The sequence below is a fragment of the Streptomyces sp. NPDC002138 genome, from assembly GCF_040296485.1.
In the GTDB taxonomy this organism is placed as follows: domain Bacteria; phylum Actinomycetota; class Actinomycetes; order Streptomycetales; family Streptomycetaceae; genus Streptomyces.
This window is the reverse complement of record NZ_JBEOXE010000048.1, coordinates 48,529-58,337: the sequence shown is the minus strand read 5'-3', so window position 1 is coordinate 58,337 and position 9,809 is coordinate 48,529. Positions and strand designations below refer to the sequence as shown.

Annotated in this window: 11 protein-coding genes; 7 read left to right on the top strand and 4 right to left on the bottom strand. The window is 73.5% G+C overall.

From position 1 onward, the window contains the following. Positions 1-2: 2 nt before the first annotated feature. Positions 3-917, top strand: a complete 915-nt coding sequence (locus ABT084_RS27230) for an ABC transporter permease (RefSeq protein ID WP_351049061.1) — start codon at positions 3-5, stop codon at positions 915-917. 60 nt (positions 918-977) lie between these two features. Further along, positions 978-2,321 carry an LLM class flavin-dependent oxidoreductase gene (locus ABT084_RS27225; protein ID WP_351049058.1) on the top strand — a complete coding sequence of 448 codons (1,344 nt, stop codon included), beginning with the start codon at positions 978-980 and terminating at the stop codon, positions 2,319-2,321. Positions 2,322-2,390: 69 nt separating this feature from the next. Here the strand turns inward: ABT084_RS27225 and ABT084_RS27220 are convergent, their stop codons facing one another. Genes ABT084_RS27220 through ABT084_RS27210 form a run of 3 tightly spaced genes read right to left on the bottom strand, consistent with a single transcriptional unit; the run spans position 2,391 to position 4,804 of the window. Further along, entirely contained in the window at positions 2,391-3,311 is a 921-nt protein-coding gene (locus ABT084_RS27220) for an NADP-dependent oxidoreductase (RefSeq protein ID WP_351049055.1), read from the bottom strand. Positions 3,312-3,371: 60 nt separating this feature from the next. Further along, positions 3,372-4,121 carry a DUF2470 domain-containing protein gene (locus ABT084_RS27215; protein ID WP_351049052.1) on the bottom strand — a complete coding sequence of 250 codons (750 nt, stop codon included), beginning with the start codon at positions 4,119-4,121 and terminating at the stop codon, positions 3,372-3,374. A gap of 47 nt (positions 4,122-4,168) precedes the next feature. Beyond that, positions 4,169-4,804, bottom strand: a complete 636-nt coding sequence (locus ABT084_RS27210; RefSeq protein WP_351049049.1) for a TetR/AcrR family transcriptional regulator — start codon at positions 4,802-4,804, stop codon at positions 4,169-4,171. Positions 4,805-4,902: 98 nt separating this feature from the next. On the opposite strand from ABT084_RS27210, the gene ABT084_RS27205 reads away from it, so the two are divergent. The 4 genes from ABT084_RS27205 to ABT084_RS27190 all read left to right on the top strand — a co-directional run bounded on the left by ABT084_RS27205 (position 4,903) and on the right by ABT084_RS27190 (position 7,673). Beyond that, positions 4,903-5,298, top strand: a complete 396-nt coding sequence (locus ABT084_RS27205) for a cell division protein SepF (RefSeq protein ID WP_351049047.1) — start codon at positions 4,903-4,905, stop codon at positions 5,296-5,298. Positions 5,299-5,364: 66 nt separating this feature from the next. Then, positions 5,365-6,651 (top strand): AAA family ATPase, encoded by a 1,287-nt coding sequence (locus tag ABT084_RS27200; protein WP_351049044.1) that lies wholly within the window; start codon positions 5,365-5,367, stop codon positions 6,649-6,651. Next, positions 6,648-7,061, top strand: a complete 414-nt coding sequence (locus ABT084_RS27195) for a nucleotide pyrophosphohydrolase (RefSeq protein ID WP_351049042.1) — start codon at positions 6,648-6,650, stop codon at positions 7,059-7,061. Before ABT084_RS27200 ends, ABT084_RS27195 begins: the two co-directional genes overlap by 4 nt. A 126-nt stretch (positions 7,062-7,187) precedes the next feature. Next, positions 7,188-7,673, top strand: coding sequence for a DUF6099 family protein (locus tag ABT084_RS27190; RefSeq protein ID WP_351049039.1), 486 nt, complete (start codon positions 7,188-7,190; stop codon positions 7,671-7,673). 119 nt (positions 7,674-7,792) lie between these two features. On the opposite strand, the gene ABT084_RS27185 is transcribed toward ABT084_RS27190, so the two are convergent. Continuing rightward, positions 7,793-8,062, bottom strand: a complete 270-nt coding sequence (locus tag ABT084_RS27185; protein ID WP_351049070.1) for a hypothetical protein — start codon at positions 8,060-8,062, stop codon at positions 7,793-7,795. A gap of 884 nt (positions 8,063-8,946) precedes the next feature. Here ABT084_RS27185 and mmuM point away from each other — a divergent pair. Further along, positions 8,947-9,804, top strand: coding sequence for a homocysteine S-methyltransferase (mmuM, locus tag ABT084_RS27180; protein WP_351049036.1), 858 nt, complete (start codon positions 8,947-8,949; stop codon positions 9,802-9,804). Positions 9,805-9,809: the final 5 nt, after the last annotated feature.

The window sequence follows — 9,809 nt, the reverse complement described above, 5'->3', positions numbered from 1 at the left end:
TCATCTCCTCCGCCCCTTCCTCGAAAGGACCCTCCCGTGCACCTGCTCTCCGCCAACGAGAACCCCTACCCCCCGCTGCCCTCGGTCGCCGAGGCACCCAGCCGGTACCCGCACCCCCGGGCCCGCTCGCGGCAGCGAAGCGCGGCCGGGCCGGGCGCTGGGTCCGCGGCGCCGCGCTCCGCTCCGCGGCCCTGATCGCGCTGCTCCTCGTATGGGAGACCGCACCCCGCCTCGGACTGGTGGACCGGACCTTCCTGCCCCCGTTCAGCGAGGTCGCCGTCGCCTGGTGGGAGCTGCTCGCCGACGGGCAGCTCGGCGAGCACACCTGGGCCAGCCTGGTCCGCTCCTTCGGCGGCTTCGGGATCGCGGTCGCGGTCGCCGTACCGCTCGGCCTGCTCATCGGCTGGTACCAGCCGGTCGCCGAACTGCTCGGCCCGCTGCTGGAGGTGTTCCGCAACACCGCCGCCCTCGCGCTGCTGCCCGTCTTCGTCCTGCTGCTCGGCATCGGCGAGACCTCGAAGATCTCGATGGTCGTCTACGCCTGCGTCTGGCCCGTCCTGCTGAACACCATCAGCGCCGTCCGCGGCGCCGACCCCACGCTCGTCCGGCTCGCCCGCTCGATGAACCTCTCCACCCCGCGGCTGTTCCAGAAGGTGATCCTGCCGGCCTCCGTGCCCACCATCTTCACCGGCATCCGGCTCGCCGGAGCGGTCTCCATCCTCGTCCTCGTCGCCGCCGAGATGATCGGCGCGAAGGCGGGCCTCGGCTACCTGATCAACGCCTCGCAGTTCAACTTCGCGATCCCCCAGATGTACGCCGGGATCATCACCATCTCCGCGATCGGCGTGGCCTTCAACCAGATCCTCGTCTCGATCGAACGCCGCCTGAGCCTGTGGCGCGTACCGGCCGCCGGGTGACCGCCGCGGCCCCCTTCCGCCCCCGGGCGCGTTCCCTCCCTACTCCTTGAGGACCCCGTCATGAGCACCGACCCCGGCCGTACCCTCCACCTCAACGCCTTCCTGATGAACGCGGGCCACCACGACGCCGCCTGGCGCCACCCCGACAGCAGCCCCGAGCGGGTCACCGATCTGCGTTACTTCCAGGAGCTGGCCAGGACCGCCGAGCGCGGGCGGCTCGACTCGATCTTCTTCGCCGACGGCCTCGCCCTGTGGGGCAAGGCCCGCTACAACGCCCTCGGCGGCTTCGAGCCGCTGACCCTGCTCTCCGCCATCGCCGCCGTCACCGAGCACATCGGCCTGATTGCGACCGTGTCCACCACCTTCAACGAGCCCTTCCACACCGCCCGCAAGTTCGCCTCCCTCGACCACATCAGCAACGGCCGCGCCGGATGGAACATCGTCACCTCCGGCACTGTCGACGAGGCCCGCAACTTCAACCAGGACGAGCACCTGGAACACCGCCTGCGCTACGACCGGGCCCGCGAGTTCCTCGACGTGGCCACCAAGCTCTGGGACAGCTGGGACGACGACGCGATCGTCCTGGACAAGGAGCGCGGCATCTACGCCGACACCGACAAGCTCCACCCCGCAGCCCACCGGGGCGAGTACTTCGGCGTCGCCGGACCGCTCAACGTCCCCCGTTCCCCCCAGGGCCACCCGCTCCTCGTCCAGGCCGGTTCCTCCGAGGACGGCAAGGAGTTCGCCGCGCAGTACGCCGAGGCCGTCTTCACCGCGCAGCAGACCCTCGCCGACGGCCAGACCTTCTACAAGGACCTCAAGTCCCGCCTCGCCCGGTACGGGCGCACCGAGTCCGACCTGCTCGTGCTCCCGGGCATCGCCCCGGTCATCGGCTCCACCGAGGCCGAGGCCAAGGCCCTCGAACAGCAGCTCACCGACCTCCAGGTGCCGGAGTACGGTCTGGCCCAGCTCTCCGGCATGCTCGGCACCGACCTGAGCGGCCACCCGCTCGACGGGCCGCTGCCCGAGCTGCCCGAAGAGCGCGACATCAACGGCAACAAGAGCCGGTTCACGCTCGTCGCCGAACTCGCCCGCCGCGACGGCCTGACCCTGCGCGAGCTGATCGCCCGGCTCGGCGCGGGCCGCGGCCACCGCGTCTTCGCGGGGGCCCCGGAGCAGATCGCCGACCAGCTGGAGGTCTGGTTCACCCAGGGCGCGGCCGACGGCTTCAACATCATGGCGCCCGTACTGCCCACCGGGCTCACCGACTTCGTCGACCACGTGGTGCCGATCCTGCAGAAGCGCGGCCTCTTCCGCACGGAGTACACCGGACGGACCCTCCGCGAGAACTACGGCCTGGCGCGCCCGGCGAGCCGCTACGCCGCCGCGGTGGAGGCGGTCTGACCCACAGCTGGACGGGCGGGTGGGTGCCGGCCCGGCACCCACCCGCCCGTCCTTCGCGCGTACGGGGAATCAGACGCTCAGCACGATCTTTCCGCGGGTGCGGCCGGTCGCGCTGAGCTCCCAGGCCTTCGTGGCCTCGGCGAGCGGCAGGACGTGCTCGACGTTCACCACGAGCCTGCCGCTGTCCGCCAGCTCGGCCAGCGCGGTCAGATCGGCGGTGTCGGGACGCACCCACAGCTGGTGGGCGCCCTTGGCCGCGGCCTCGTAGTCGGCGATGGAGACCACCCGGTCCCGCTGCTTGACCAGCCCCTGGAGCAGCTCGACGGCCCCGTCCCCGAAGAAGTCGAGGCCCGCGTCGATGCCCTCGGGCGCCAGCGCGCGGATCCGGTCGGCCAGCCCGTCGCCGTACAGCACGGGCTCGGCGCCGAGCGAGCGCAGGTAGTCGTGGTTGTGCTCCCCGGCCGTGCCGATGACCCGGGCGCCGAGGGCCACGGCGATCTGGACGCCGAGCGATCCGGTGCCGCCCGCCGCCGCGTGGATGACCACGGTCTCGCCCGCGGTGACGTTCACCCGCTTCAGCGACTGGTAGGCGGTGAGCCCGGCCAGCGGAATGCCCGCGGCCTGCTCGAAGGTCAGCTCCCGGGGCTTGCGGGCGAGGGTGCGCACGGGGGCGGAGACCAGTTCGGCGTACGTGCCGAGCTGCACCCATTCCTTGCGGACGTAGCCGTACACCTCGTCGCCCACGGCGTAGTCGAAGGTGTCCTCGCCGACGGCCTCCACGACACCGGCGACGTCCCAGCCGGGTATGACCGGATAGCGGACTTCGAGGATCGGGTCGAGGTATCCGGCGGCGAGCTTCCAGTCGACCGGGTTGACCCCGGCGGCCTTCACGCGGACGAGTACCTCGTCGGGGCCCACCTTGGGCTCCGGAGCGTCGATGAGTTCAAGGATGTCGTGGGTTCCGTACGCGGAATAAGCGATTGCCTTCATGATCGTCCCAACGGGCCCCGCTCCGGCGCTATTCCGGAGTGAGGGGAGGGATCAGGCCATTCAGGCGGGCAGGCTGTTGCGGTGCGAGAGCCGCCGCGCGGCGGCCAAGAGGGCCTGGATCTGGACCCCCGACTGCTCGACGTCGTCCAGCGGTGAGGGGAAGGGGAGGCGTACGTCGCGGTGCCCGGCGCGGAATTCGAGGCGCAGGGTGATCCCGTACCGGTCCATGGCGAGCGGCAGCGCGCGCAGCACTCCGGCGGGCAGCGGCTGAACGAGCCGCAGGAGCAGGGTGACCAGGTCGCCGTGCTCGTCGAGCAAGTGCGTGAGCAGGCCCGATTCGTAGCCGGCGAGCGGATCGGGGCAGGCCTCGTCCAGCTCCGCGAGACCGATGTACGAGCGGCCCTCGTCCGTCTCCAGGATCGCCTGGCCGAATTCCACGCACGTGCCGGTGCCGGTGCCGGTGCCGGAGCCGTCCGAGCCGTCGGCGTACGGGGCGTACGGGGTGAGCAGATGGCCGAGGATCGTGACCCGGGCGCGGACCCGGTCGCGTACGGGCGTCGGCGCGATGTCGGTGAACTCCAGCCGGATCGAGGGCCGGCCGTCGTGCAGCGGGGAGCGCGCGGCCAGGGGGTGTGCGGCGGCCGGTGCGGCCGGGTGCAGGTGCAGACGGCCGAGCACGTCACTGCCGTCCAGGTGGCACACCTCGGTGCGCAGTCCGTCGGTGATCACGCTCATGGAGTGCGCGGCGGCCAGGACGGACCGTGCCCGCTCGGCGTCGGTCGGACGGGCGGCGTCGTCGGACATGCGCATACGGATCTCTCCATCGTCCCGAGGTGGTTAGGTTAGGCATACCTAACCTAACCCATCTCGGTGTCGCTGAGTACCCGGCGCGCCAGCCGGTCCAGGGTCCGCGCGATCCGCTCCCGGCCGAGGCCGAGGGTGTGCCGCTGGTGCTGGTACACCTCGGGCGCCAGCGGGGCGAGCAGGATGTCGACACCACTCTCCGGGTCCTCCATGCCCGCGTCCGCGAGCAGGGTCCGTACGTGCGCGCGCCAGTGGCTGTAGGCGGCGCCCGTGAACCGGGCCGGGCCGTGCTCGGCGCCCAGCGCCAGCGGAAGATGGCGCTCCAGCAGATCGAGGGCGGCGGCGTAGAAGGCGGACAGCCGCTCCGCGGCCGGCGCGCCCGGACCGAGCGGCGGGGGTCCGAAGGCCAGCTTCCCCCGCAGGATGCGCTCGTGTTCGTCCAGCAGCGCGACCGCGATCGAGCGCGGGTCGGGGAAGCGGCGGTAGAGGGTGGCCCGGCCGACTCCGGCGGCCTTGGCGATACGGTCCATCGTCACCGTGCGCGGGTCGTGCTCGGCGAACAGCTGCTCCGCCGCGGCGAGTATCTGCTCGTGGTTGCGCAAGGCGTCCGCGCGCTTGACGAAAGGGGGCACGGGGGCCGTCCGACCCGCCGGTTCACGGACCGCGGGAACCTCGTCGCGATGGGTCATGGCGGCGACCTTACGTGCTTCGTGTCGCTGTTGGGCTGAACGGGTGAAACGCGAGAGGATGGGGAGATGCACAAGAAGCGTCTGGCCAAGGCGGCCTGGTGAGCAGGTACGACGTCACCGATGAACAGTGGGAGGGGCTCGCGCAGGTGGTACCCCTGCGCAGTCGCAACGAGTGGCCGTCCAGAGTGGACCACCGCACCATCCCGACGGCCCCCGAGGCGGCCGTTTCGGCGCAGCGCCGGTTCGTGGTGATCCGGGTGCAGATCTTCGCGGACGCGCGCGAGGTGGCCGAATACCTCATCGCGCAGATCCCCGTGCTGCTCGACCTCACGGGGGCCGACAGTGAAGTGGCGAAGCGGATCCTGGACTTCAGCAGCGGCGTGGTCTTCGGGCTGGGCAGCGGCATGCACCGGGTCGACCGCAACGTCTTCCTGCTGGCACCCGTGGGAACCGAGGTGGAGGGGATCGCGGCCGCGGCCGTCCCCCGATCGTAGGAAGGTCGCGGCGGCGGAACGGTTCAGCGGGGCCGGGGGTGCCCGGCCGGCCCGTAGCGTCCGGGCATGGACGCCACGTTGGACACCACGCGCAGCGGCCCCGCCGCCGCTTTACCCCTGCCTGCCCACGTCCCCGCCCCGAGGCCGTACGCCGCCCAGGGCGCCGGGCCCGCGCCGCATTCCGCGCCGCATCCCGGGTCGCATCCCGGGCCGGGGGCCGTCGCGCCCGTCCGGTACGCGCGGCCCGCCGTCACCGAACTGCGGCTGTCCGCCTTCGCCTCGCACCGCGGGGCGGTCTTCCCCCTCGCGCCCGTCACCCTCTTCGCGGGCCCCAGCGGCAGCGGCAAGTCCCAGGCCCTGGCCGGGTACGAGGCGTTGGCGCGGCTCGGCTGCGGCGCCGACCTGGGCGAGGTGTTCCCGGACCCGGTGGGCCTGGTGCCCGAGCGGGCCCGGCCCGACGCGGAGCGGCGCCGCGGGTTCCGGATCGGCTGCACGGTCGACGGACCGGTGGGCCCGGTCCGCCTCGACCTCGCGGTGCAGGCCGAGCCGGCCCTGCGCATCGTCGGCGAACGGCTCACCGCGGGCGACCAGATCCTGCTGAACACCGCGCTGCGCGACCCCGGGCGGCGCTCGGTCCAGGCCGCCTGGCTGACCGGCGGCTCCACGGGCGTGACCCGGGCCCCCTTCCCCGACGACCGGCTCGGCACCGCGCTGCTCCCGTTGCGGGTGGCCGGCAGTACGGAGGGCCAGCGCCAGGTGCTGGCCGCCGCCGAACAAGTGGTGGTCGCGCTCCGCTCGGTGTTCCCCTGCGATCCCGTACCCGCCGCGATGCGCGCCCCGGTGCTGCCCGGCTCGGGACGCCTGCGCGGCGACTGCGGAAACCTGGCCGACGTACTGCGGCGGACCCGGCAGGAGTGCGGCACCCGGCACGCGCTGCTCGTCGAGGCGGCCCGGTCCGGCTGCGCGGGCCCGGTCGACGCGCTGCGGGAGCGGTCCGCGGCCGACGGCCGGGTACTGGCCGAGCTGGACCGGGGCGTGCTCCCGGCGACGGAGCTGGGGCGGCTCGGCGCGGGGGAGCTGCGCTTCCTGGCGCTGGCGCTGGTCCTGCTGACCGGGCCGGGGGTACTGGCCGTCGACCAGACCGCCGAACTGCTGCCCGCGCAGCAGGCGCTGACCGTCCTCGCTGACGGCTTCGACCGCGGCCTGGACCGGACGCAGCGCGCCGAACTGCTGCGCCTGGCCCGGCTCTCGTGCGGCCGCGGGCACATCCGGCTGGTGGCCGCGGTGGGTGAGGAGGGCGGGGAGAACGCCCGTGAACTGCCGGGGGTGTCGGTGGTACACCTGACCCCATGAACGAGAACCCCTCACAGGCGCCGGATTCCGCCCCGGATTCCGCCCCGGCCTCCGCGCCGGACGAGCGGCTGGTCCTGCTGCAGCGGCGGCTGGCGGCCTTCGCGGCGGCGCGCGACTGGCAGCCGTACCACACGCCCAAGAACCTGGCGGTGGCGCTGAGCGTGGAGGCGTCCGAACTGGTCGAGATCTTCCAGTGGCTGACGCCCGAACAGTCGGAGCGGGTCATGGAGGCGCCGGACACCGCGCACCGCGTGGCCGATGAGGTCGCGGACGTACTGGCGTATCTGCTGCAGTTCTGTGAGGTTCTCGGGGTGGATGCGCTCGATGCGCTGGCCGCGAAGATCGACAGGAATGAACTTCGTTTTCCTGTGAAGAGCGCTCCGGCACCAAAATGTCACTCTTCGGAGTGATGGCGCTGTCCACAACCATGTTTGTGTCCACAGATTTCCGAATACCCCTGGCTTTACTGGCCCGTTGCCCTCACGCTGGGTAGTGGTGAGAGAACAGTGGGGTGTCGTGCGGACGGGGGACGGCATATGGACGCGGTACGGCTGATCGCAGCCGGCCGACATGCTCTGGCACAGAGCGGGGCGGCCATGGACATCGTGGGCGAGGCCTGGCAGGCCCAGGCGCTCGCGCAGGGGATAGGGGGATGGCTGGCGGTCTCGGGGCCGCCGGAGCTGAGAGCGGAGGCACGAGGGCTGGGCGAGGCGGGCACGAGAGGCTGCGGGGTCATCGACCGGGCCGCGGTGCTCGGCGAGGGCCGCGTGCCCGACTACCCGCCGCGGGCGGCGCAGTTGACCGAGGTGGCGGATGTCCGCCAGTGCCTGCTCGGGCTCCAGGCGTTATTGGGCGAAGTGGGCATAGCCCTGGTCGGCGTGGCCTGTGGCACCGACGACGAGGGCCTGTACTGGCAGTGCATAGAGTCCATCGACGCGGCGGACGAGTCGAGCGACCGCGTACGGGCGATCCTGCGCCGGATGACGGTGCGCGAGCGGGGTTCCGCCTCGGGCGTGGTCTGAGCGGGCCCGGGGGTCCGGGGTCGCGCCTCCATCGCGGGGCGCGGGGCGCGGGGCCCGGGGCGCCGGGTGGGGTCCCGCCGTGCGAGGCGGCGGGACCCGCGTGAGCGGCGGGGGTGCGCTCAGCGAGCGCCGAAGGGGTGCTCGCTCTCGGGGGCTCGGCCCGACGCCGCGACGGTGGCGGCGGAGCGGCCCACGGACGACTGGAGATCGGCGTCCAGATCGGAGAGGTCGGCGTTCAGCGCCGCCATCAGCTCTTCCATCTGCTGCAGGAGCCCCTTCGGTGCGCCGCCGCTCGGGGCGGCGGCCGCGGACTCGGACTCCCGGTGTGCCGGGTGCTCTGCTGCCTGTCCGGTCTGTCCGGGGTGCTCTGGCTCGGACGCGTGGGACATGGCGGCCTCCTCGGCCCTGGCCCTTCCGGAAGCGGAAGGGGGCGGTGGACGCGTCGGCGAAGGCCGCCGGCGCGCGGGCCGGGCGGTCCGGCTCCGTCCGAGCAAACGATCCCCCTCTGCGCCGGTCACTGGCGCGGACGGCGGTGGGCCCTTCCGGTCGACCCGGATTCACCCGGCCGGGGGTGCGAGGGACGGCGTGTCGGCTTCCCTCCGCTTCCCGGCCCGGCCGGGTCCGGCCCTGCACCGCCCCGCCCCGGCCCGGCGGTCAGAGCGGGATGAGCAGACGCGTCCTGGGCTCGAGCTTCCGGTTCACCGAGCGGCTCTGGACGTACACCTCCAGCTCGGGGCCCGGGAGCGCGCCCGTCTTCGCCGCGATCCTGTCGAGCCAGGGGGCATGCTTCCACTCCCTCTGCGAGGCTCCCCGAGTGAGGAATCCACACCAGGGGGCCCTACCGGCAACGCTTCTTGACGGACCATCACCCGCACTCCACCCCCGCGTGGAGCGGGGAGTGGTCGCCGTGGTCGTCGGGTCCCGACGCTCCCGTCGATCTGGGCCCTGCGCGTCGGCCGTCGTCGACCGTGCGGGCACTGTGTGGCACGGCCCGGGGCTCGCCACCGCGCGCGTGCCGCTCCCAGCCGAGGGCCTGGTCGTCCTTCTCGGGGACCACCGCTGCGTCCCGCACCCCGGCGGTCCGGTCTCCGGGCCCCTCCACCTGAGGCTGCGGGGCGGGCGGCAGGCGGCGGAGAGTGGGCGGCGGACAGCGGCGGCTCGGCTGGCACACTGGGCGTAGGCGACGCGCGCGTGCGTGCGCCCGGGTACGAAGAGCGGGGCAGGGCATGGGCAGCGAGGAAACCGGCGCCGGGCCCTCCCGGGAGGGCCCGCGATGACGCGCGCGAGCACCCCCCTCGCCGAGGCCCTGCGCCACCGGACGGTGGTGCTCGACGGCGGGCTCGGCACCCGGCTCGCCGACCAGGGCTGCGACCTGTCCGGCGGCCTCTGGTCGGCGCGGGTGCTGGCCGAGGAGCCGGGGCAGATCGAGGCCGCGCACACGGCGTACGCCCGGGCGGGGGCGCAGGTGCTCATCACCGCCGCCTACCAGGTCGGCTACGAGGCCTTCGCCCGCCACGGTTACGACCGGGCGCGGACCACCGCCCTGTTGCGGGACTCCGTCACCCTGGCCGACCGGGCCGCGCGGGCGGTGGAGCACGAGGTGTGGGTGGCGGCCTCCGTCGGGCCGTACGGGGCGACGCTGGCCGACCGCTCCGAGTACCGCGGCCGGTACGGGCTGAGCGTGCGGGAGCTGGCCGCCTTCCACCGCCCCCGGATCGAGACCCTGCTGGAGGCGGGGGCCGACGTACTGGCCCTGGAGACCGTCCCGGACACCGACGAGGCGGAGGCGCTGCTGTCGCTGCTGGCCGGTACGGGGGCCCGGGCCTGGCTGTCGTACACGGTGGCGGCCGGCCGTACCCGGGCCGGACAGCCGCTCAGCGAGGCCTTCGCCCTGGCCGCCGCGCCGGAGGTGATCGCGGTCGGCGTCAACTGCTGCGCGGCGGCCGATGTCCTCCCGGCCCTGGAGGCGGCCACCTCGGTGACGCCGAAGCCCCTGCTCGCCTACCCCAACGACACCTCGGGCACGGCCGGCTGGCCGCTCCCGGCCTGGCGCCGGGCGGGCGCCCGCCTCATCGGCGGCTGCTGCGGAGTGGGCCCGCGGCAGATCGCCGCCCTGGCGGCCACCGCCTGAACCGC

Bases quoted from the DNA above. Each gene is read 5' to 3' on its own strand.
- ABT084_RS27185 (WP_351049070.1), bottom strand. From the start codon at position 8,062: ATGTCCCACGCGTCCGAGCCAGAGCACCCCGGACAGACCGGACAGGCA.
- ABT084_RS27190 (WP_351049039.1), top strand. From the start codon at position 7,188: ATGGACGCGGTACGGCTGATCGCAGCCGGCCGACATGCTCTGGCACAG.
- ABT084_RS27215 (WP_351049052.1), bottom strand. From the start codon at position 4,121: ATGCGCATGTCCGACGACGCCGCCCGTCCGACCGACGCCGAGCGGGCA.
- ABT084_RS27200 (WP_351049044.1), top strand. From the start codon at position 5,365: ATGGACGCCACGTTGGACACCACGCGCAGCGGCCCCGCCGCCGCTTTA.
- ABT084_RS27195 (WP_351049042.1), top strand. From the start codon at position 6,648: ATGAACGAGAACCCCTCACAGGCGCCGGATTCCGCCCCGGATTCCGCC.
- mmuM (WP_351049036.1), top strand. From the start codon at position 8,947: ATGACGCGCGCGAGCACCCCCCTCGCCGAGGCCCTGCGCCACCGGACG.
- ABT084_RS27210 (WP_351049049.1), bottom strand. From the start codon at position 4,804: ATGACCCATCGCGACGAGGTTCCCGCGGTCCGTGAACCGGCGGGTCGG.
- ABT084_RS27225 (WP_351049058.1), top strand. From the start codon at position 978: ATGAGCACCGACCCCGGCCGTACCCTCCACCTCAACGCCTTCCTGATG.
- ABT084_RS27220 (WP_351049055.1), bottom strand. From the start codon at position 3,311: ATGAAGGCAATCGCTTATTCCGCGTACGGAACCCACGACATCCTTGAA.